The following is a 21,047-nucleotide window of genomic DNA, read 5'->3' on the forward strand; positions in this document are numbered from 1 at the left end:
CCCTGACATCCGGGAAGCACCCGCACTGGGGTGTTCGAGCGGCTGTGCCGTGAAGGAGGCGCCCCCACGAAAGTGGGACACCGCACCTGTGGGTGTCCCCTTGACGGCGTCGAATGGGTGGCTATTTCGCGCGCCGGCACGACGTCGGAATTCTTCGCATATCGCCCGTAATATCCGCTGCTGAGTCACAACAATGTAATTCAACGCGATTTTTATTTCGGCGAATTTGCTGCCACAGTGTCGGCGTGAAGCTACGTTCCCCCCTCCGAAACCTTCTCATTCTTCCCCTCGCGGCACTGACGGCGCTGTCAGTGATGACATCTGCCCCCGCTGCGAAGGCCGACCCCATTTCCCAGGACGGTGGAGCCGTCAGCGATGCCGCCGCCCCACTGGCCGCCGGATCCATGCGCCTCCAGAAATCCAATGGCGTCTGGGTCACCATCACGCCCCAGATGCAGCGCAACGCCGGCGTCGTCATCGACACCATCCGGGCCACCAACTGGTCAGGCGTCTCCAGTCGCGACAAGGACCGCCTCATCGTCATCTCGTTGATGACCATGGCGCAGGAATCCACCTTCTTCACCAACTCCCGCACCCAGATGCCCGACAGCAACAACGACGTCGGTCCCTTCCAGCAGCGCTCGCTGGTGGGCTGGTACGCGGACGGCAGGACGCAGGCGGAGAACATCCGCATCCTCAACGACATCCCCTACGCCACCCGCACCTTCATCGAGGGGCACCGTGTGGCAATCTCCGCACCGGGCGCCGCGGGTCGCGTCGGGTACATCATTCCCGGGGTGTTCCAGAAGAAGAACTGGCGCACCGACGAAATGTGGAAAGTGGCCGCCGACGTGCAGGTGCCGGCCGCCAAGTACCGCTACTACTACGAGTACTGGCGCCCCGTGGTCGAGGAGATGGTGACCCTCATGGAAGGCCGTACGCCGACCACCGTCGGCACCGTGAACGTCTACACCACCGCGGGTGACCACACCGTCAACGGCCGCAAGTGGCAGACACGCTGCGAGCCGTACTCCAAGACCATCGACCGGTGCACGGCCAAGATCTGGTCCACCCAGGTCTCCCGTGTCGACGGCCAGTTCGTGCAGACGAACGCCTGGAACTTCAACAACCTCACCTACCTGCCCTCGACCCGCGCCGACTGGGTGGGCAACCCCCTGGCCACGCACGGCGAATTCTCCTCGCAGGGACGCGACTGGAAGACGTCCTGCGCCGACACGTGGACGGGCCCCGACGCCTGCCGCGCGTTCATCAGGACAACCGTGATCGAGTCCTACCTGGACTCGTCGGGCAACCGTCGCTTCCGCGACACGGAAAAGTGGGTCTTCAACAACGTCGTCCACTTCTCCGACTGACGCCGGGCCACACCACGACAAGCTCTGCCCCCACCCAGTACTGGGTGGGGGCAGAGCTGTTTCAGTCGATACGCAGTGGGGCACCCGGGTGAGCGCCGGGGATGTAGATGAATCTCCAGGGCGCAGAGCAGGAACGCATGCACCTCACGAGCCCTTCGATGCACCGCCCGTTCATTCCTCACGGGCGGCACTCAGGGAACAAGAAACCGTTTCCGGTGCGGCCGGGTCAGGCGTCGTAGGTGTTCACGTGCACGTGGTCCAGGTGGTTGGCGGTGTCGCCTCCACGGTTGGACATTGCGCGCCATCCCTCCTTGTTGCGGGCCACGGACCAGATCTTCTGGTCGAAGATGATGTAGCTGATGCCGAACTCGCTGGCATTTGCCCTGTAGTAATCGGCGATCTCGCGGCCGAGCGCCTTGTTCGACTTGTAGTTGGGCAGCATGACGTCGACGGCGCGGCCGGCCGGATGGTCCGGGGTGACGTCGCGGCGCCAGCCGTACATCGTCTTGATCTGCGGGAAGTTCGCCCAGATGTGGCGCACCACCTTCTTGGTGTTGGCGTTGACCTGGTCGAGGCCCGAGGAGGAGCCGTGGTTCAGCGAACCCTGGTCCACAGGGTCCTCCTTGGGCGGCTCGACGCCCTCGGTGAGGAGCGCGCTGGTCTGCACCCAGCGGAAGGCGCCCTTGTGGAACACCTCGCTGAGGGGTCCGTTGGTGCGCTGGGTGATGACGGTGGCTTCACCCTTGGCAAGGTTCCCGCTGGCGGAGCCGCCGGGGGGCGCGTAGTACAGCGGCATGGACGCCATCGCCCAGCGACGCGTGGTGGGCGTGCCCGTGGCGGTCAGCTTCCCCGTGCTCTGGTTGAACGCGAACTTCGGGTAGTCCACGGTGCCGGGCGTGAAGTACACGATGTTGTTGAACAGCCACTTGCTGCCCGACTTGATGAAGGAACGACACGCCGAGGCACCCGTCCAGTCGTCGTTGCAGGAGGTCAGCCACTCGCGGCCACCGGAGGTGAAGGTGCCGGGACGGGCCAGAGTGTTGTCGAACCAGAGCTTCCGGTCCGCGGCCAAATAGGCCAGGTTGTTGAACACGAACTTGCCGCCGGACTTGATCTCGGCCCGGCAGCGCGTGATGTTGGCGTCGTAGGGATCGCAGGTGGTCTTCCACTCGCGGCCGTCCACGACGTGGCGGCCGGGGGTGATGTACACGTTCACCTTGGCCTCGGCGTGCGCGGGGGCGACGACGGCGGCGGCAACCGCGATTGCCGCGACGGCCAGGGTGGTGAGGGCATGCTTCAGCATCGGTGTTTCTCCATAGGGGGGTAGGAGGTCTGACACCCACATGGTGCCATTTCTTCCTGAGATTTCCTCATCGGGGCGCGATAACACCTGAAGAAACCTCCAGAAATCCCCTTCGCTGGGGTCAGTCGCGCAGAACTTCCGCCAACAACCACGCAACGTCAAGAGGATCCGGGTGCTGCGACAGGTGGCACAGCAACCGCCATCTGGCCCCGTCGACGGCCGACTCCCACTCGGCTGCGGCCGCGGACTCGCCGTGGGCTGCCACCCACATGTGGGCAAGCACCACGTCGCGCCCGCCGTGGCTGACGGGTTCCGACGTGATGCGGCCCAGCCCCACACTGCCCAGCACACGGAAAGCGTCCGTGACCGCGACCGGTGGGCCCGGGAGGAGCCACTGCGCCACGACGTCCGGTTCCCAGCCGCGCACGAGGGCGTGAGTGACCAGCAACTGCCGAAGGCCTTCGTCCACCTCGTGGGCCCAGACGTGGTGGGCGGCGCGACGTACGTCGTCGGCCACCGGCAGGTCCGTCAGCGTGGCGGCGCGCATGCCGGCCAGGACGCCCCAGGCATCGGGCTCTTCGAGTGCCTCGGCCAACGCGACGTCGAGGGCATCGAGGTCGCTGATCCCCCGCGGATCGGAGGCCAGCAACCAGGCTGTGAGGTTGGGCGGCAGGTGCGGCTCGGCGAGTGCAGAGCTTGCCAGCTCCCCCATGTCCGAGAACCAGCCCACCTCGAGAGTCGCGGTCCCCCGCGCGTCCAGGAATGACAGGGTGTGCAGCCCGGCATCGCCCAGGACGTCGCTGCCGTCAGCCGTGGTGAGGACGTGGAGCCCGGGCGCCAGCAGGCCTGCGTCGCTGTGCTCCAACTCCAGGGGTTCACCGGCGGGAAGGTATCGCCGCCGTGGCACGAAGGGTGGCGGCGGGACGAGCGCGGCGGCGGGCAGTACCTGCCGACGCCAGGCGGCGGAGGCCGCCGCTCCAGCCCGCAACACCAGCGGCTCCGGGAACGGGGAGAAGGCATCCGGGGCGCCTGAGCAGGATCCGCGCCTCTGCGACCACTCCACGGTGGCATCCGGCAGCGCCACCACCACTTCCCCGGCGGAACCGGCGAACCATGGCACGAGCGTCCCCGTGCTCGTCACGGCGATCCTGGGCGTGGGCATGGTGGCGGCGTCGGCCCCCACATTCACCACGTCCACCTCCCACTGCACCCGGGGATGGCGACGCAGACGCACACGGGCGGCAGCGCAACCCGGCAGCTCCCAGCCCCACACGTCCTCCTCGTCGGCGGGCACCCGGCGCCACGACTCGGGGAAGGAGAACTCCCAGGTGCTGTCGACGAACTCCAGCCGCAGGTGCGTGGCGGAGAGATCAACATCGATGCGACCGTGGTCGCCGTCGTCCTCGAGCAAGTCCCTCAGTCCGTTCCGACGCTGTCGCTCTGGTGGGGTTCCGGGACCAGCGCCGTGATGACCGACCCGTCGGCCCGACGGTTGCCGGTGACGGGGTGCGTGTCGTCCAGGGACGGCAGGCAGATGCCCTGGCCGTCGAGTTCCACCCGTACCGGATCCGGCCCGTTGACGCACACCTTCTCACCGCGGACGCTCACCTCGACGGGGTCGCCCTCCTCCAGGGTGAAGCTGATGTTGTCGCGTTGCAGCGACACCCTGATCCGGGCGCCCCTGATGCGCAACGGGAACACCATGCTCGGCCATTCGGCGGGAAGGCGGGGGTCGAAGGTGATGTCGCCCTGGTAGTCCCGCATGCCGGCGAAGCCGTACACCAGGGCGTTCCAGACCCCACCCGTGGAGGCGATGTGGACACCGTCGCGGGCGTTGCTGTGCAGGTCCGCCAGATCGACGAAGAGCCCCCTCCTGAAGTACTCCATGGCCATGTCCTGGTACCCCACCTCGGCGGCGATGATGGACTGCACCACCGCGGACAGGGTGGAGTCACCGGTGGTGATGGGGTCGTAGTACTCGAAATCGGCCCGCTTCTGCTCCAACGAGAACTGGTCACCCTGCAGGAACAGCGCCAGCACCACGTCGGCCTGCTTGATGACCTGGAACCGGTAGATCACCAGCGGGTGGTAGTTCAACAGCAGCGGGTACTTGTCCTCGGGGGTGTTTTCGAGATCCCACAACTCCCCCTGCAGGAAGATGTCGTCCTGCGGATGGATCCCCAGCGTGTCGTCGAAGAGCACCACCATGCCGCCGGCGCAACGCTCCCACTCGTCGATCTCGTCCTCCCGCAGCCCCAGCGACTCCGCCACTCGCTGGTACGCCACGGGGTCGGCCTCGTGCATCTCCCGCATGAGGTTGGCGGCGTTGAGCAGGTTCGCCCGGGCCATCACGTTGGTGAACATGTTGTTGTTGACGACGGTGGTGTACTCGTCGGGGCCCGTCACGCCATGGATGTGGAAGGTTTCCGTCCCGTCACGCTCGGTCCGCCAGAACCCCAGGTCCGCCCACAACCGCGCGGTCTCGACGAGCACGGCTGCGCCGTCGCGGTACATGAACTCGGTGTCGCCGCTGGTGTCCCTGTACTTGGCGAAGGCGAAGGCCACGTCAGCGTCAATGTGGTATTGCGCGGTGCCTGCCGCGTAGTAGGCGGAGGCCTCCTCGCCGTTGATGGTGCGCCACGGGAACAGGGCACCGTCCTGGGACAGCACACGCGCCCTCTCCCGTGCCTTCGGGAGGAGACCGACGCGGAACCGCAGCACGTTGCGGGCCACCCGCGGGCTCGTGTAGATGAGGAACGGCACCAGGTAGATCTCGGTGTCCCAGAAGTAGTGGCCCTCGTAGCCCGAGCCGGTCAGGCCCTTCGCGGCGATGCCGTGCTGGTCGCTGCGGGCGGCTGCCTGCGCCAGCTGCAGCATGCACCAGCGGGCGGCCTGCTGGACGTGGGGCTGCCCCTCGATGACCACGTCGGTGTTGCGCCAGAAGTCGTCGAGCCACTCCCGCTGCGCTTTCCAGTAGTGGCCGAACCCCTTGTCCCGGACACGGTCCAGGGTGCGGCGGACGCGGTCGAAGAGCTCCGGTACGGGCACGCCGCGCGACGAGTGGTAGACGGCGGCCTTGCGCACCACGATGGAGCGCCCCTGCTGGGCCTCGATGCGATAGATCTGACGTCCCAGGTCGTCCTCAGCAGCCGCGATGGACTCGAACTCGTTGTCGGTGTCGATGTAGTGGTCCGTGCCCACAGCCAGCGTCATGCCGGAGTCCGTGGTCTCGTACCCCAGTGCGGTGCGATTCCCCACGGACCAGTGGCCCTGCGGCTGCAGGACCCGGCCGTTGAACCGGCTGGAGCGCCTCGGGTCGAAGTTACCGACGGGCTTGACCTCCGGTCGCCGGAAGTCGTCGAACCCGTCCTGCCGGTTGAGGATCTGCGAGCTGACCACGATGGGGGCGTCGCCCTCCAGCATGGTGATAGTGAGCTCGTACAGCGCCAGGTGGCGGTCCGTGAACGACACCATCCGGCTGGAGTCCACCTTCACGCGCTTGCCCGAGGGCGTCCGCCACACCAGGGTGCGCGTCAGCATGCCGGAGCGGAAATCCAGGGCGCGCTCGTAGCCCTCGAGGTCCGCCTGCGACAACATGAGCGGCTCGTCATCGACGTAGAGCTTCATGGTCTTGGTGTCGGGGACGTTGACGATGGTCTGGCCCGTGTCGGCGAACCCGAACGCCTCCTCGGCGTGACGGATCCGCCACGTCTCGTGGAAGCCGTTGATGAAGGTGCCGTGCGCGTAGGACTTGCGCCCCTCCTCCGGGTTGCCGCGCATGCCGAGGTACCCGTTGCCCACGGAGAAGAGCGTCTCCGTGGTGCCCAGGTCATCAGCACTGGGAGGCTCAACCTCCACGAGGCGCCACTCCTCCAGGGGGTAGCGCCACCTGTTGAGGGGGTCCGAGGACATGTTGCGCTTCACGGCCGCACCAGTTCCATGAGGTCACTCACGACGACGTCGGCGCCGGCGCGGGTCAGGGCGGGTTCGCCGACCCCGCGGTTGACACCCACCACCAGGCCGAAGGCCCCCGCAGCGCCCGCAGCAACGCCCGAAATGGCGTCCTCGATGACGACGGACTGCTCATGGGCCACGCCCAGGGAGTCGGCCGCGTACTCGTAGGTGTCGGGGGCTGGTTTGCCGGGGAGCCCCTGATCACGGGCCACGGTGCCGTCCACGACGAGCTCGAACCGATCCGCCAGCCCCGCGGCAGCCAACACCTGCGGTGCGTTCTTCGACGACGAGACAACGGCCAGCCGTGCCCCGACGTCGCGCAGGCGGTCCAGAAGTGCCACCGACCCCGGGTAGGGCGCCACGCCGTCGCGCTCGATGATGGTGTTGAAGGCGTCGTTCTTGCGGTTGCCGAGACCGCAGACCGTTTCCTGCGCGGGATCATCCCCGGGCGTCCCCTCCGGCACCGAGATGCCGCGGGAGGCGAGGAAATCGCGGACGCCGTCGTAGCGGGGCTTGCCGTCGACGTGGGTGAAGTAGTCGGCGTCGGTGTAGGGATCCTCGAGGCCCCGGCTCGTGAGGAAGTCGTTGAACATGTCGGCCCAGGCCAGCATGTGAATCTCGGCGGTGGGAGTTATGACCCCATCAAGGTCGAACAACCAGGCCCGATAAGAGGTCAAGTCCATGGCCCAACCCTAACAACGTTCGCGCCCCGACGGTTCGTGCGCCAACGCGCCCCAGAACGGGGACACGCCGTCGTGCTGCGGGTCAGCGCCGGGCCACGCGCTTGCGGTTCTGGCACCCCGGACACCAGTACAGATTCCGCCCCTCCAACACCGAGGTTCGCACCTCGCGCCCGCACACCAGACAGGGCTGGCCGGCACGCCGGTAGACGTACACCTCACCGCCGTGGCGGTCCTCCCGGGGCAGGCGGTCCTGCGCCGCCGGGGAGTGCTCGTCGACGACGGTGTCGATGCGGCCGGCGGCCACCGCAGCGTGCATGATCGTGACCAGGTCCTCCCACACCGCCATCCATGTGCGTCGGTCGATCTCACGGCCGGGCGTGGTGGGCCGCAGGTGCTGCCGGTACAGCACCTCTGCACGAAAGATGTTGCCCACGCCCGCCGCGATCCTCTGGTCCATGAGCAGTGCCGCCACCGACTTGCCGGAGCGGGTGAGGCGCCGGAACCCCACCTCGGGGTCCGCGTCCTCACGCAGCGGGTCCGGGCCTGAAGCCGCCACCACCTCGTCGCGCTCCGCGGTGGTGACGCCACGACACCACTGCGGCCCACTGAGCAGTGCCTCGGTGACGCCGTCGGTGATCCGCAACCTGATCTGGCCGCGGAGTTCCGAGGCAGGCTCGATCCTCAGTTTCCCGATCAGCCCGAGGTGGATGTGGATCCAGCGCGGCTCCGGGACGTCGAACTCAAGGAACAGGTGCTTGCCGAGGGCTTCAGCGCCCACCAGGACGGCACCGTCGAAGTGTTGCGCCTCCACGGCGAACCTGCCCTGGGGTGAATCGACGTGCACCGGGGCGTCCTTGAACCTCTCAGAGAGGTGGGTGGCCAGGCGGTGGATGACGTGTCCTTCAGGCATCTGCCCACAGTAGTCAGAAAATACTTGTGAACCTCTGCATCCAAACAGGCACCGCCGGACGAAGTACTGGTCAGAGGGTGGTGTTCACCACCCACACCAAAAGATCGAAAGGAACGTCCCCATGAAGTTGCAGCGACTTCTTGCAGCCGGCGCACTTGCCCTGTCCGCCTCGCTCCTCGCCGTGCCAGCAGCGCACGCCGACGACACCGCCGCCGTGTCGATCCTCCACGCCATCCCCGGCGCCACCGTCGACGTCTACGCCAACGGCAACGAACTCCTCAAGGACTTCAAGCCCGGCACCCTGACCGACCCGCAGATGCTCCCCGCAGGTGACTACGACCTCAAGGTTGTTGCAGCCGGTGCAGGCGCTGACGGCGCAGCCGTTGTCGAGGCCAAGGGCGTCACCGTCCCGGCCGGTGCCAACATCACCGTCGTGGCCAACCTCACCGCAGATGGCAAGCCGGCGCTGAACGCGTTCGTCAACGACACCTCCGCCTCCAAGGACGGTGGCCGTATCACGGTCCGCCACGTGGCAGCCGCTCCGGCCGTCGACATCCGCGCAGGTGGAACAGCCGTCATCAAGGGCCTTGAGAACCCCAAGGAAGCCATGATGGACATCGCCGCCGGCACCCTGAACGTTGATGTTGTTGCCGCTGGCACCGACACCGTCGTCCTCGGCCCCGCCGACGTCAAGATCGACGCTGGCAAGAACGTCATCGTCTACGCCTGGGGCAGCCTCACCGACAAGAACCTGGCCCTCGCGGTCCAGAGTGTCGACCTCATGAAGTCCGGCGACACCAAGCCGGGCATGCCTCACACCGGCGCTGAGGGCCCGATCTCCTCGGCACCCATCGCCGCCGCACTGCTGGGCGCCCTTGCCCTGGCAGGCACCGCTGTGGTCGCAACCCGCCGTCGGGCCAGCTCCAAGGCCTGACATCTTCACGGACTCCCGGCCCGCACCCCCCCGCGGGCCGGGAGTTCTCTTTTCCCCGCACACCTTGTGGCAGACTGCGGCTTGTGACAGTTGAGTCGTTTCCCAGCCCAGTGGCTGCTCTGGCCACGCGGCTGGCGTCGGGCGACGAAACAGCCCTTCACGAGGCGTTCACCAGGTGGTCACGCCTGGTCCACACCATCGCCCGCTCCGCCCTCGGATCCTCTGCTGATGCCGACGACGTGACGCAGCAGGTTTTCATCGCCGCCTGGAAGTCCCGCACCACCCTGAGGCCAAGCGATGAGGCATTACCCGCCTGGCTGCTGGGGATAGCCAAGTTCAAAATTACAGACGCACTCCGGGCACGGACCCGCACCTTCAGGGCGGAGGAGTCAGCAAAACTCGACGCCTCCCCCGAGATCATCACCCACGTCAATGACGTTCTGGACCGGGTGGTGGTGCGGGATGCACTGGAAAGTTTGGGAGATCCCCGCGGGCAGGTCCTGCGGATGGTCTTCCTCGAGGACAAGACCCATGATGTGGTTTCCAGGGAACTGGGGATACCGTTGGGCACCGTCAAGAGCCACGTGAGACGTGGCCTGGAAAAACTTCGCAACATCTTTGAGGAGGTGGATTCACTACATGCCTGAGATCTATGACAACCAGTCGATGGACGACGTCATCGAACGCTTCCGCCGTTCCTCGTCCACCCCCGTAGAGTGGTCCGCCCCGTCGCCGGGTATGTGGGACAGGATCACCAAGGAGCTGGCGTTCTCTCCCCCCGCCGCTCCTGAGACCTCCGCCCCTGCGCCGCAGGGTTCGGCACCCGCCAACCCCGGCCGCCGGGCACTCTTCTTCGGCGCGGGTGGGTTGGTGGTCGGCGCCGCCCTGGGCGTGGCAGGTTTCCGTTTCGCGGGGTCTGTGGCCGATGTACGCGACGCAGCCGTGAAGCGCGCCGTCCTCACCCCGCTGGACAAGGCCGACGAGAAGCTGGGCATCGCCGAGCTGCGGCCCGAAAAGGTTGGCTACACGCTGGTCGTGGACGTCCCGAAGGGCGTCACCCACACTGGCGGCTACGTCCAGGTGTGGCTCATCAACGTGGACGGCAAGCGCATGATCTCGGTGGGCATCTTCACCGCCGGGACCGCAGGCGACTTCTTCATCGACGACGCACTCATCGACGCCGGCTACCTGATCGTGGACCTCTCCAACGAGGAGTTCGATGATGAGCCACGGCACTCCGGCGACACCATCATGCGCGGAGAACTGCGGGCCTGACCTGCGGTCGGCCGGCCCGCAGGTTCATCTCACCCCTTGTTCTCGTGCTCGCTGATCTGATCGATGCGGCGCTGGTGGCGCTCGTCCCCCGAGAACGGGGTGTTGAGGAAGACGTCCACCATTTCCCAGGCATCCTCCAGCGACTGCATGCGGCCGCCCAGTGAGATGATGTTGGCGTCGTTGTGTTCACGGGCCAGGCGCGCGATGTCACTGTTGTAGGCCAGTGCTGCCCTGATGCCCTTGACCTTGTTGGCGGCGATCTGCTCGCCATTGCCCGAGCCGCCCAGCACGACGCCGATGCCGGCCTCGGCGGCGACGGCCTCGGCGCAGGGAATCACGAACATCGGGTAGTCGTCGACGGCGTCGTAGGTTTCCGCACCGTGGTCCACGACGTCGTGGCCGGCCCGGGTCAACTGCTCCACAAGGTAGTTCTTCAGTTCGAAAGCGGCATGGTCGGTGGCAATGTGAACTCTCATGGCCCTCACTATTCCATGTGGAACGGCACTGCGGGACAGGCATGACAGCCATATAGGTTGGTCAGATGCACCGCGTGGAAACGATCCCTCTTGCCGACACACCGACCCCTGAGCTGCGCGCCTACGCCGCGGCCATGCGGGACGGCTTCTTCGAATCCCCCATGTCCGAGGAGGGGCTGCAGATCTGGCAGCGGCACGTCCTGGCCGACGGCACCCGACTGCGGGTGGTGCGGGACACGGAACGCCCATTCGGAAAGGCCGAAGAGCCGGTGGCCACATTCGCCTCCTGGAACGGCACCATCAACCCCGGGCACGGACTGGCCCCCACCAACTTCATCACCGACGTCACCGTCCAGGCGTCGCACCGTCGCCGCGGGCTCATGAACGCACTGATGACCACCGACCTCCTCGAGGCCAAGGCGCGCGGCGACGTCTTCGCCGTCCTCACCGCCACCGACGCGCGGCTCTATGGCAGGTTCGGGTTTGGGGTCACCGCCACGGCTCGGCGACTGGAGATCGAGTCGGGACCCAGGTTCCAGGTCCGCACGGAACCGGTGGGGCATTCCGTCTTCGCCGACCCGGAGGCCATCAGCGACCTCCGCCAGAGTCTGTTCGAACGATTCCACGTCGGCCAGTTCTGGTCCGTGGGTCGCGCCCACCACTACTGGTCCTCAGGCTTCGACTGGAGCAAGCAGCAGTCGGTCGCGCGTCGCGCCGCCGTGCACTTCGACGAACAGGGCGAACCGGACGCCACGTTGGTGTTCTCCGTGGAGGACAACCACCTGGAGATCATCGACCTGCTGGGCCTCACCTCCGGCGCCGAGATCGAACTCCTGCGACTGCTGGGCCACGGCGAGGCTCACGACAAGGTCATCTGGCCGCGCTGCCACGACGCCCGCCACCCGCTGCCGTGGGCGCTCGTCGACCCCAGGGTGGTGCGCACCAAGGAGGAGTTCGACACCGTCTGGGTGCGGGTCCTCGACGTCGAGAAGGCCGTGGAGCTTCGCGCCTTTGACCACGACGGATCCGTCACGTTGCACGTGCAGGACTCGCACGGCTACTGCGACGGCACCTGGCAGGTCACCGTCGAGGATGGGTGCGCCACCGCCGTGCCCACCACCGCGACCCCGGACGTCACCATCGACGTCGCGGCCTTCGCCACGGTGCTGTCCGGCCTGCAGGGCGCCGCCGAACTGGCGGTCGCGGGCCTGGCCTCCGGTTCGCCGGAGGACCTGGAGCGTACGAGCACGCTGTTCGCGAAAGTGCGCCCACCTGTCGCGGCGTCGATCTTCTGAGAGGCACCCTCCCGCCACCACCACACGGAGAAAGCCACCACGATGAACGACACACCCCCATCCCCATCGGCGGTGACCGTGGGATACGACCCGGGTCGGGCGGCTCGCCAACTCATCGGCTTCGGCGGAGCCGCGCTCCTGATGCTCGGCGTCGGAGCCCTCGGCGTTGTCTCGATCGTCGCCAGCCTCGCGTCGTGGCAGGGGGCGGGGACGATCCTGGGTGTCGGGATCGGGATGTTGCTCACCATCCTCTCTCTCATGGTGCTGGTGACCAGCGCCGCCATCTTCACGCGGATCATCCGGTCATCCCGACAGCCCCATCCGCTGCTCTCGCTCGATGCGAATGGCATCACCGGTCTCATCGGGGAGGGTGTGGACGGTTGCCTCCCCTGGAGCGCGATCACGTCGCTCGCCATCGACGGTCAGGCGCCCCGAGCACGACGATCGAGCACCGTGGCGAAACTCGATGCCGGTCACCGCATCGGACAGGCCACTCAGCGGCGCCTCGACAGTGCAGCAGGGCTCGGACTCGGTATGCGCGACGGCAAACGATGGCTGCGAGTGCAGCTCGTCGACGGTCGCAGCGGGTTTCTCGACCTCACTCTGGACGTCGGCCCTGCGTCCTACGCCCGGCTGGCGCCGCTCATCGCCGAGTACGTCCGCGCCCAGGATCCCCGCATTCGCGTCAGAACCTGACCCGACACATCACCTGGATGTTCACGAGGCCAGCCGCCTGGTTCGAAGAACAGCGCCGCACTTTCCTCGCGGTCACTCCCCCGCGACGGTGGGGGCCCTGAGCGCCTCCGGGCCCTCGGTCAGGAGCTTGCGGAAGCCGTCCTCGTCGAGGATGGGGCGGCCCAGTTGTTCGGCCTTCTCGGCCTTGGTGCCGGCGTTGTCCCCCACCACCACGAAGTCCGTCTTCTTGCTGACGGAGCCCGCCGCCTTGCCGCCACGCGACAGGATGGCCTCCTTGGCCTCGTCGCGTGTGAAGCCGGGCAGGGTGCCGGTGACCACCACCGTCAGACCCTCGAGTGTGCGGGGCGAGGACTCGTCCACCTCGTCGGCCATGCGCACGCCGTCGGCGGCCCACTGGTCGACGATCGCCACGTGCCAGTCGACGTCGAACCACTCCTTCACGGATTCGGCGATCACCTGGCCGACGCCGTCGGTGTAGGCCAGGTCTTCAAGGCTGGCGGCGCGGATGGCGTCCAGCGAGCCGAAGCGCGCGGCCAGCGACCGGGCCGCCGTCGGCCCCACGTGCCGGATGGACAGCGCCACCAGCACCCGCCACAGCGGCTGGTCCTTCGCCTGTTCCAGGTTGGCCAGGAGTTTCTCGCCGGTGCTGGACAGGACGCGACCGTCGCGCACCCCACCCGTCGGCGCCTTGTCCGGATCCTCAAGTTCCTGCTTCTTCGCGGCGCGGGTGTAGAGCTCGGTGCCCAGCAGGTCCTCGGCCGTGAGCTGGAACAGCCGGGACTCGTCGACGAGGAGCCCACCAGCCAGCAGCGCGGCGGAGCCCTCCCAGCCGAGTGCCTCGATATCGAAGCCACCACGTCCGGCCAGAGCGAAGAGCCGCTCGCGCAGCTGGCTCGGGCAGGAACGGGCATTGGGGCAGCGGATGTCCTTGTCGCCCTCCTTCTGGGGGCGCAACTCCGTGCCGCAGGACGGGCAGTGCGTGGGCATGACGAACTCGCGTTCGGTGCCGTCGCGCAGCGCCACCACGGGGGCGACAATCTCGGGGATCACGTCGCCGGCCTTGCGCAGCACCACGACGTCGCCGATGAGGACGCCCTTGCGCTTGACCTCGTGTGCGTTGTGCAGCGTGGCCATCTCGACGGTGGAGCCGGAGACCACCACTGGCTCCATGACGCCGAACGGCGTGACACGCCCGGTCCGCCCGACGTTGACGCGAATGTCGAGGAGCTTGGTGTTGACCTCCTCGGGCGGGTACTTGAACGCGACCGCCCACCGTGGGGCACGCGACGTGTTCCCCAGCCGGCCCTGCCCCGTGAAATCGTCCACCTTGATGACCACGCCGTCAATCTCGTGGGACACCTCGTGCCGGTGCTCCCCGAAGTGGGCGATGTACTCCTCCACCGCGGCGGGCGTCTCCAGCACCTTGTACAGCGGGCTGACGGGCAGCCCCCAGGAGGCGAAGCGCTCATATGTGCTGCTCTGCGACGATGTGCCCAGGCCCTCGCGCTCTCCCACCCCGTGCACGATCATCCGCAGCGGGCGACTGGCCGTCACTCGCGGGTCCTTCTGTCGCAGTGACCCGGCGGCCGCGTTGCGCGGGTTGGCGAAGGGCGCCCTGCCCGCCTCGACGAGTGCGGCGTTGAGGTCCTCGAAACCAGCGACGGGGAAGAACACCTCGCCGCGAACCTCCAGCACTGCGGGGACGTCGTCGCCCACCAGGGTGTGCGGGATGCCCTCGATGGTGGCGACGTTGTGGGTGACGTCCTCCCCCACGCGACCGTCGCCGCGGGTGGCCGCGACCACCAGCTGGCCCTCGAGGTAGAGCAGGTTGATGGCCAGGCCGTCGATCTTGACCTCGCAGAGCCACGGCCCGTCGCCGGAGCGCACGAGCCAGGCGGCCAGTTCCTCGGTGGTGGTGATGTTGTCGAGGCTGAGGAGTCGCTGGCGGTGCGTGACGGGCGAGAAATCCGTGATGGGGGCTGAGCCGACGCGCTGCGTCACGGAATCCGGTGCAGCCAGCGATGGATGCTCCTTCTCCAGTGCCTGCAGGGCCCGCATGGCCTCGTCGTACGCCTCGTCGGACATGGTGGGGGCGTCCGCGCCGTAGTACCCCTGCTGGGCCGCGGTGAGCATCTCGTTGAGTTCGCTCCACCGGCTCCGGGCGTCGTCAAGTGGGTCCCCGGACTGCGTGGCCTGCATCATCATGTGCCCCATGCTGGCACAGCATCCACAGCATCACGATCAGAAAGCGACCCCCCATTTCCCGGTCCCCACATGATGGTTGGGGCTCGCACTACTATCGGTTGGTCAATTCAATCCGCCGACAGTCGAGGGAGCCCACAGACGTGGCCACCGCAAACATCACCCGCACCGAAGCCGAGCAGCGCTCCGCCGTTGTCCGCGCCCATGCCTACCGTGTCACCGTGGACGTGACGGAGGCCGCCACCGACCAGCCGGGCAGAACGTTCACCTCACGCACGGAACTGGACCTCACGTCGCAGGGACCGGCCACGTACCTGGACCTCATTGCCGAGAGCGTCTCGGCGGCCACCGTCGACGGCGAGCCCATCCCCCTCGACGGCTTCAACGGCTACCGACTCCCCCTGCCCGAGATGGAGCCCGGGGACCACACCGTCGTCGTGGAGGCGCTCTGCCGGTTCTCCATCACCGGCGAGGGCCTGCACCGGTTCGTCGACCCCTCGGACGGCAAGGTCTACCTGTACTCCCAGTTCGAGACGGCCGACGCCCGCCGGATGTTCGCCAACTTCGAGCAGCCCGACCAGAAGGCCACGTTCCAGCTCACCGTGCTGGCGCCGCAGCACTGGGAGGTCATCAGCAACTCTGCACGCGTGAAGCCCGAGGATCTCGGCGACGGCGTCGGCCGCTGGGTGCACGCCCCCACCCCGCCGGTGTCCACCTACATCACGGCCCTGGTGGCCGGCGAGTACCACGTGGTGGACGGCGAGATCCGCTCCGCCGCCGGGGTCCTGCCCGCCGCGGTGGCCTGCCGCGCATCGCTCGCAGAGTTCCTCGACGCCGACCGCATCCTGCAGACGGCGCAGCGTGGCTTCGAGGTGTTCGAGGACACGTTCGGCGTGCCCTACGCCTTCGACAGCTACGACCAGATCTTCGTGCCGGAGTTCAATGCGGGCGCCATGGAGAACGCCGGGTGCGTGACGTTCCGCGACGAGTACCTGTTCCGGTTCCGTGTCACCTCCCGGGAGATGGAATCCCGCGACAACACGATCCTCCACGAGCTGGCCCACATGTGGTTCGGCGACCTCGTCACCATGCTCTGGTGGGACGACCTGTGGCTCAATGAGTCCTTCGCCGAGTGGGCGTCGCACTTCGCCGCCGACGAGATCGCCCGCCGTCATGGCGGCGACGCCAACCCGTGGGCCGCGTTCAGCAACGAACGCAAGGCATGGGCCTACCTGCAGGACCAGCTGAGCACCACCCACCCCATCGCCGCCGACATGGGCGACCTGGAGAAGGTGGAGCAGAACTTCGACGGCATCACCTACGCCAAGGGCGCCTCGGTGCTGAAGCTGCTGGTGTCGTTCGTCGGCACGGACGCCTTCGCGGCCGGCGTCACGGAGTACTTCCACAAGCACGCGTGGGGCAACACCACCCTGCGCGACCTGCTGGTGGAGCTCGAGGCGTCCAGCGGTCGCGACCTGTCGTGGTTCACAGGCCAGTGGCTGGAGACGGCAGGCGTCAACACGCTGCGCGCCGACTTCGACGTGGACGACGACGGCCTCTTCACCCGCTTCGCCATCACCCAGTCCGCTTCGAAGGAGTACCCGACCCTGCGCCGGCACCGCCTCGGCATCGGGATCTTCACCCTCACCGACGGTGAACTGCTGCGCACGCACAGGGTGGAGCTCGACGTCGACGGCCCGTCCACCGATATCCCGGACCTCGTGGGTGTGCACCGCGGGGACGTGGTGCTCGTCAACGACGGAGACCTGACCTACACCAAGGTGCGCTTCGACGCCGACTCCGCGGCGGCGCTCGTCGAGCACATCGACTCCCTGAGCGACCCGCTGGCACGGGCCGTCACGTGGTCGTCGTTCTGGGACTCGGTGCGCGACGGCGACATCGCCCCGCAGGACTTCGTGCGGCTGGCGCTGCGCGGCATCCACAGCGAGACCGACATGGCGGCCATCAGCACGGTGCTGTCGCAGGCGGCGCTCTGTTCGGGCCGATTCACGGCACCGGAGCTGCGGGTGGAGGCCAACGCACGCCTGGCTTCCGGCCTGGCACGGCTCCTGCAGCATGCGGAACCGGGCTCGGACAAGCAGCTCGTCATCGCCAAGGCGCTGGTGGGGGCTGCACGCTCGAGTGAGGCCGTCGAGCTGGTCCGGGGCTGGCTGGTGGGCGAGGAAGTTCCCGACGGTCTCGCCGTTGACACGGGGCTGCGCTGGTCCATCGTGGCGGCACTGGCCCGTCTCGGCGCCGTCGACGACTCCGCCATCGAGGCGGAGTTGCAGCGCGACAACACCAGCGCCGGCGCCGAACGCGCCGCCGGGGCCCGTGCGGGTCTCCCGGACCCGGAGCACAAGGCCGAGGCCTGGCGGCTGGCCACCGACGACGCCGAGGTCCCCAACGAGACGCACCGCAACATTGCCATGGGATTTTGGCACCTCGGACAGGAGGACATCACAGCGGGCTACGCCGACGCCTACCTCGACGTGGCAGGCAGCATTTCGCGGCGCGAGGGCATCTGGGCCGAGCGCGGATACGCCGCCATGGGGACGGTGCTGCGCTGGCTGTTCCCGGACCCCCTCATCAGCAGCGAGCTCGTCGAGCGCTACGACGCCTGGCTGCTGGAGACGGAGCCCAACCCGCAGGTCCAGCGCTCGGTGACCGAGCGGCTCGACGAGGCCCGCCGGGCACTGAACTGCCAGGCGCGCAGCCGGGTGGCTGCACGCCCGGAGTGACCATGGCTGTGCCGGGCGCGACAAACGCCCGGCACAGGCCGTATCCTTGCCTCTCATGAACTGGTTGCTTCCGCTCGAGACCCTTCCCGGTTGGCCTGAGGCACCCGCGGTCTCCTCCACCCACATGATTCTGCTGATGGGGATCGCCCCCCTGGCGGTCGCCGCCATCGTCGCCATCCTGGCATTCACGCCTGCGCTGGGCCGTCGATTCCGGGGCGAACTCGCCACCGACGACCCCCACTCGCAGTCCTACCCGGCGCTCGAGGATGAGACGCACGCACAGCGCGCCGTCGAACCGACGCCACGTCACGGCCAGACCGAGATTGACGCTTGAGCCCCGACAGGGTCACGCCCGACACCGGGGGCGGTGACGCGAAGTCGGTCATGAACGCTGCGGAGATCGCACGTACCACCACCCGCATGAGCCACGAACTGCTGGAGCTCGCGGGCGGCGCCGAAGACCTCGTCATTCTGGGGATCCTGACGCGAGGTGTCCCCCTGGCGCGACGCATCGCGAAAGCTGTCGGCGACGCCGAGGGCATCGTGGTGCCGAGCGGCGAACTCGACATCACCATGTACCGCGACGACCTGCGCAGCCAGCCGCTGCGGCCCGTAGGACGCACGGTCCTCCCCGGTCCCATCAACGACAAGGTCGTGGTGCTGGTCGATGACGTCCTGTTCTCCGGCCGCACCGTCCAGGCGGCGCTGATTGCGCTCGCCGACCTCGGCCGCCCCGCCAAAATCCTCCTGGTGGTACTCGTGGACCGCGGGCACCGCGACATGCCCATCCAGGCCCACATCGTCGGCCGCCACCTGCCCACGGCCCGCAGCGAAAGCGTGCGGGTCGCCATGGCTGAGATGGACGGCCACGACGAAGTCACCATCGAACCTGACGAGGCCACCCTGTGAGAGATCTCCTTGGCATCGAGGGCATGGCCCTGGACGACATCCGGTCAGTCCTGGCCACGGCGGAGGAGATGCACGAGATCCAGCAGCGCCCCATCAAGAAGCTGCCGGCACTGCGCGGACGCACCGTGGTCAACCTCTTCTTCGAGGACTCCACCCGCACCCGCTCCTCCTTCGAGCTGGCCGCCAAATGGCTGTCCGCCGACGCCATCAACGTGGCAGCCAAGGGATCCTCGGCGTCCAAGGGTGAGTCCATGCGCGACACCCTCATGACGCTGGACTCCATGGGCGTTGATGCCATCGTCATGCGGCACGGGGGCTCCGGCTCGGTGGCGCAGGCCGCGGGCTGGGTGAAGGCCGCCATGATCAACGCCGGCGACGGCACACATGAGCACCCCACCCAGGCATTGCTCGACGCCCACGCCATGCTCCGCCACTTCCGCGCCCACAACCTGGGCGACCTTCAGGGCAAGGAGGTGGTCATCGTCGGTGACCTGCTGCACTCCCGCGTGGTGCGTTCCAACTGCCTGCTGCTGCCCCAGCTCGGGGCGCACGTCACCCTCGTGGCGCCCCCCACCCTGATGCCGCCGGGTGTCGGCACGTGGAACGTGGAGGTGAACCACGACCTGGACTCCGCCCTGCCCAGCGCCGATGTGGTCATGATGCTGCGCGTCCAGCGCGAACGCATGCTGGGTGGCTTCTTCCCCTCGGAGCGGGAGTACACCATCCGCTATGGACTGACGGCCCAGCGGCTGACGAAGCTCTCACCGCACGCCGTCATCGCCCACCCCGGACCGCTGAACCGTGGCCTGGAAATCTCCTCGGCCGCAGCCGACAGCGCCCGCTCCATCGTGCTCGACCAGGTCTCGGCAGGCGTCGCCGTCCGCATGAGCGTCCTGTACCACCTGCTCGCCGCCTAGACCCCAGGAATAACCATGACCTCTCCCCGTTTCCTGAGTAGCCCCGCGACGAAGGAGCCGGGCGTATCGACGGACACCTCCGCCTTCGTCATCACCGGAGCCCAGCTCCCGGACGGCACCCGTACCGACCTCTTCATCTCCGACGGCGTCCTCGTGGGCGAGCGCCCCGACAATGCCGAGGCCATCGACGCCGACGGGCTCATCGCGCTGCCCGGTCTCGTGGACCTCCACACGCACCTGCGGGAGCCGGGACGCGAGGATGCCGAGACGGTGGCCTCCGGGTCCCTGGCGGCTGCCCGGGGAGGGTTCACCTGCATCCACGCCATGGCCAACACCACACCCGTCACCGACACCGCCGAGAACGCCGAGCACATCGCCGACCTAGGCCGCGAGGCCGGCCACGCCCAGGTGGTGCCCATTGGGGCCATCACGAAGGGTCTCGGTGGCAAGGAACTCGCCGAGCTCGGTCTCATGCACCAGTCCCGTGCAGGTGTGCGCGTGTTCTCCGACGACGGCAACTGCGTGATGGACCCGGGCCTCATGCGCCGCGCGTTCGAGTGGGTGCGTCCCTTCGACGGAGTCCTGGCCCAGCACGCCCAGGACTCCGGCCTCGCCGGGCCGGGTGCCTGCTGCCACGAGGGGGAACTCTCAGGGCGCCTCGGGCTGGCCGGTTGGCCGCCCGTCGCCGAATCGGTCATCATCGCCCGCGACGTGCAGCTCGCCGAGGCCACCGGTTCCCGGTTGCACGTCTGCCACGTCACCTCCGCGGAGGGCGTCGACGTCATCCGCTGGGCCAAGGCCCGGGGCATCAACGTCACCGCCGAGGCCACCCCCCACCACCTGTACCTGACCACCGCCGAGGTGGTGGGCTACGACACGCTCTACAAGGTCAACCCGCCGTTGCGCACCGACGAGCACGTCGAGGCCATCCGGGCGGCACTGGCGGACGGCACCATCGACATCGTGGGCACCGACCACGCCCCCCACGCACCCCAGGACAAGGACCACGCCTTCGCCGACGCCCGCCCCGGCATGCTGGGCCTGGAGCAGGCGCTCGCCGTGGTCATGGAGACCATGGTCCACACAGGCCGTCTCGACTGGGCTGGCGTCGTCGACCGGATGAGTGCCGCTCCCGCGCGGATTGGTCGCGTCGCGGAGCAGGGCCGCCCCCTGGCCGTCGGCGAACCCGCCACCCTGGTGCTGGTGGATCCGGCGCGGCGCGCCACGGTGGATCGGGACGATTCAGCATCGCTGAGCCGCAACAACCCGTACCACGGCCGCGACCTGCCTGACCCGGTGGAGCTGACCATGTGGGCAGGCCGCATCACCCACCGCCGCTGACCCCGGCAGGCAAAACGCTCGCAACAACCGAGCGATCT

Annotated in this window: 18 protein-coding genes; 11 read left to right on the top strand and 7 right to left on the bottom strand. The window is 67.8% G+C overall.

The features are described from left to right. Window positions 1-245: 245 nt before the first annotated feature. Window positions 246-1,373: a hypothetical protein gene (locus EAX62_RS15755; RefSeq protein ID WP_147454145.1), complete on the top strand. Its 1,128-nt coding sequence runs from the start codon at window positions 246-248 to the stop codon at window positions 1,371-1,373. 226 nt (window positions 1,374-1,599) lie between these two features. Here the strand turns inward: EAX62_RS15755 and EAX62_RS15760 are convergent, their stop codons facing one another. The 5 genes from EAX62_RS15760 to EAX62_RS15780 all read right to left on the bottom strand — a co-directional run bounded on the left by EAX62_RS15760 (window position 1,600) and on the right by EAX62_RS15780 (window position 8,223). After that, window positions 1,600-2,676: a hypothetical protein gene (locus tag EAX62_RS15760; RefSeq protein WP_121902692.1), complete on the bottom strand. Its 1,077-nt coding sequence runs from the start codon at window positions 2,674-2,676 to the stop codon at window positions 1,600-1,602. 121 nt (window positions 2,677-2,797) lie between these two features. Next, complete coding sequence (locus tag EAX62_RS15765; protein WP_121902693.1) at window positions 2,798-4,087, bottom strand: hypothetical protein; 1,290 nt, start codon at window positions 4,085-4,087, stop codon at window positions 2,798-2,800. A gap of 5 nt (window positions 4,088-4,092) precedes the next feature. Continuing rightward, complete coding sequence (locus EAX62_RS15770) at window positions 4,093-6,588, bottom strand: glycoside hydrolase family 65 protein (RefSeq protein ID WP_121902717.1); 2,496 nt, start codon at window positions 6,586-6,588, stop codon at window positions 4,093-4,095. Window positions 6,589-6,596: 8 nt separating this feature from the next. Further along, a complete protein-coding gene (locus EAX62_RS15775; protein ID WP_121902694.1) occupies window positions 6,597-7,313 on the bottom strand; it encodes an HAD family hydrolase in 717 nt (238 codons plus the stop codon). An 82-nt stretch (window positions 7,314-7,395) separates the two neighbouring features. Beyond that, on the bottom strand, window positions 7,396-8,223 hold the full coding sequence (locus tag EAX62_RS15780; protein WP_121902695.1) for an Fpg/Nei family DNA glycosylase: 828 nt from the start codon (window positions 8,221-8,223) through the stop codon (window positions 7,396-7,398). Window positions 8,224-8,344: 121 nt separating this feature from the next. On the opposite strand from EAX62_RS15780, the gene EAX62_RS15785 reads away from it, so the two are divergent. From EAX62_RS15785 to EAX62_RS15795, 3 genes are all read left to right on the top strand, one after another. Further along, a complete protein-coding gene (locus tag EAX62_RS15785; protein ID WP_121902696.1) occupies window positions 8,345-9,157 on the top strand; it encodes a DUF4397 domain-containing protein in 813 nt (270 codons plus the stop codon). Between the two features lie 83 nt (window positions 9,158-9,240). Beyond that, window positions 9,241-9,804, top strand: coding sequence for an RNA polymerase sigma factor (locus EAX62_RS15790; protein WP_121902697.1), 564 nt, complete (start codon window positions 9,241-9,243; stop codon window positions 9,802-9,804). After that, entirely contained in the window at window positions 9,797-10,432 is a 636-nt protein-coding gene (locus EAX62_RS15795; RefSeq protein ID WP_121902698.1) for an anti-sigma factor, read from the top strand. The genes EAX62_RS15790 and EAX62_RS15795 overlap by 8 nt, the downstream gene beginning before the upstream one ends. A 29-nt stretch (window positions 10,433-10,461) precedes the next feature. On the opposite strand, the gene EAX62_RS15800 is transcribed toward EAX62_RS15795, so the two are convergent. Further along, window positions 10,462-10,908 (bottom strand): ribose-5-phosphate isomerase, encoded by a 447-nt coding sequence (locus EAX62_RS15800; protein WP_121902699.1) that lies wholly within the window; start codon window positions 10,906-10,908, stop codon window positions 10,462-10,464. Window positions 10,909-10,973: 65 nt separating this feature from the next. On the opposite strand from EAX62_RS15800, the gene EAX62_RS15805 reads away from it, so the two are divergent. Both EAX62_RS15805 and EAX62_RS15810 read left to right on the top strand, forming a co-directional pair. Continuing rightward, window positions 10,974-12,203: a GNAT family N-acetyltransferase gene (locus EAX62_RS15805; RefSeq protein ID WP_121902700.1), complete on the top strand. Its 1,230-nt coding sequence runs from the start codon at window positions 10,974-10,976 to the stop codon at window positions 12,201-12,203. A 42-nt stretch (window positions 12,204-12,245) separates the two neighbouring features. After that, entirely contained in the window at window positions 12,246-12,899 is a 654-nt protein-coding gene (locus EAX62_RS15810; RefSeq protein WP_147454146.1) for a hypothetical protein, read from the top strand. A 72-nt stretch (window positions 12,900-12,971) separates the two neighbouring features. Here EAX62_RS15810 and ligA read toward each other — a convergent pair whose 3' ends face one another. After that, window positions 12,972-15,113 carry an NAD-dependent DNA ligase LigA gene (gene ligA / locus EAX62_RS15815; RefSeq protein WP_121902702.1) on the bottom strand — a complete coding sequence of 714 codons (2,142 nt, stop codon included), beginning with the start codon at window positions 15,111-15,113 and terminating at the stop codon, window positions 12,972-12,974. A 131-nt stretch (window positions 15,114-15,244) separates the two neighbouring features. On the opposite strand from ligA, the gene pepN reads away from it, so the two are divergent. Genes pepN through EAX62_RS15840 form a run of 5 tightly spaced genes read left to right on the top strand, consistent with a single transcriptional unit; the run spans window position 15,245 to window position 21,009 of the window. Beyond that, the gene (gene pepN / locus EAX62_RS15820; RefSeq protein ID WP_121902703.1) at window positions 15,245-17,842 is read left to right on the top strand and encodes an aminopeptidase N; all 2,598 of its coding nucleotides are present in this window, start codon (window positions 15,245-15,247) and stop codon (window positions 17,840-17,842) included. Between the two features lie 55 nt (window positions 17,843-17,897). Continuing rightward, window positions 17,898-18,176: a hypothetical protein gene (locus tag EAX62_RS15825; RefSeq protein WP_147454147.1), complete on the top strand. Its 279-nt coding sequence runs from the start codon at window positions 17,898-17,900 to the stop codon at window positions 18,174-18,176. Between the two features lie 50 nt (window positions 18,177-18,226). Next, complete coding sequence (gene pyrR / locus EAX62_RS15830) at window positions 18,227-18,751, top strand: bifunctional pyr operon transcriptional regulator/uracil phosphoribosyltransferase PyrR (protein ID WP_121902718.1); 525 nt, start codon at window positions 18,227-18,229, stop codon at window positions 18,749-18,751. Next, entirely contained in the window at window positions 18,748-19,668 is a 921-nt protein-coding gene (locus EAX62_RS15835; RefSeq protein ID WP_121902705.1) for an aspartate carbamoyltransferase catalytic subunit, read from the top strand. Before pyrR ends, EAX62_RS15835 begins: the two co-directional genes overlap by 4 nt. 15 nt (window positions 19,669-19,683) lie before the next feature. Continuing rightward, entirely contained in the window at window positions 19,684-21,009 is a 1,326-nt protein-coding gene (locus tag EAX62_RS15840) for a dihydroorotase (protein WP_121902706.1), read from the top strand. Window positions 21,010-21,047 lie beyond the last annotated feature (38 nt).

It is taken from the genome of Tessaracoccus antarcticus (assembly GCF_003688855.1).
Lineage (GTDB): Bacteria > Actinomycetota > Actinomycetes > Propionibacteriales > Propionibacteriaceae > Arachnia > Arachnia antarctica.

What these genes read in the sequence shown, in the direction of transcription:
- EAX62_RS15780 (WP_121902695.1), bottom strand. Translation starts at nt 8,223, where the DNA reads ATGCCTGAAGGACACGTCATCCACCGCCTGGCCACCCACCTCTCTGAG.
- EAX62_RS15805 (WP_121902700.1), top strand. Translation starts at nt 10,974, where the DNA reads ATGCACCGCGTGGAAACGATCCCTCTTGCCGACACACCGACCCCTGAG.
- EAX62_RS15825 (WP_147454147.1), top strand. Translation starts at nt 17,898, where the DNA reads ATGAACTGGTTGCTTCCGCTCGAGACCCTTCCCGGTTGGCCTGAGGCA.
- EAX62_RS15775 (WP_121902694.1), bottom strand. Translation starts at nt 7,313, where the DNA reads ATGGACTTGACCTCTTATCGGGCCTGGTTGTTCGACCTTGATGGGGTC.
- ligA (WP_121902702.1), bottom strand. Translation starts at nt 15,113, where the DNA reads ATGGGGCACATGATGATGCAGGCCACGCAGTCCGGGGACCCACTTGAC.
- EAX62_RS15770 (WP_121902717.1), bottom strand. Translation starts at nt 6,588, where the DNA reads ATGTCCTCGGACCCCCTCAACAGGTGGCGCTACCCCCTGGAGGAGTGG.
- EAX62_RS15795 (WP_121902698.1), top strand. Translation starts at nt 9,797, where the DNA reads ATGCCTGAGATCTATGACAACCAGTCGATGGACGACGTCATCGAACGC.
- EAX62_RS15840 (WP_121902706.1), top strand. Translation starts at nt 19,684, where the DNA reads ATGACCTCTCCCCGTTTCCTGAGTAGCCCCGCGACGAAGGAGCCGGGC.
- EAX62_RS15760 (WP_121902692.1), bottom strand. Translation starts at nt 2,676, where the DNA reads ATGCTGAAGCATGCCCTCACCACCCTGGCCGTCGCGGCAATCGCGGTT.
- EAX62_RS15810 (WP_147454146.1), top strand. Translation starts at nt 12,246, where the DNA reads ATGAACGACACACCCCCATCCCCATCGGCGGTGACCGTGGGATACGAC.
- EAX62_RS15785 (WP_121902696.1), top strand. Translation starts at nt 8,345, where the DNA reads ATGAAGTTGCAGCGACTTCTTGCAGCCGGCGCACTTGCCCTGTCCGCC.
- pyrR (WP_121902718.1), top strand. Translation starts at nt 18,227, where the DNA reads ATGAACGCTGCGGAGATCGCACGTACCACCACCCGCATGAGCCACGAA.
- EAX62_RS15800 (WP_121902699.1), bottom strand. Translation starts at nt 10,908, where the DNA reads ATGAGAGTTCACATTGCCACCGACCATGCCGCTTTCGAACTGAAGAAC.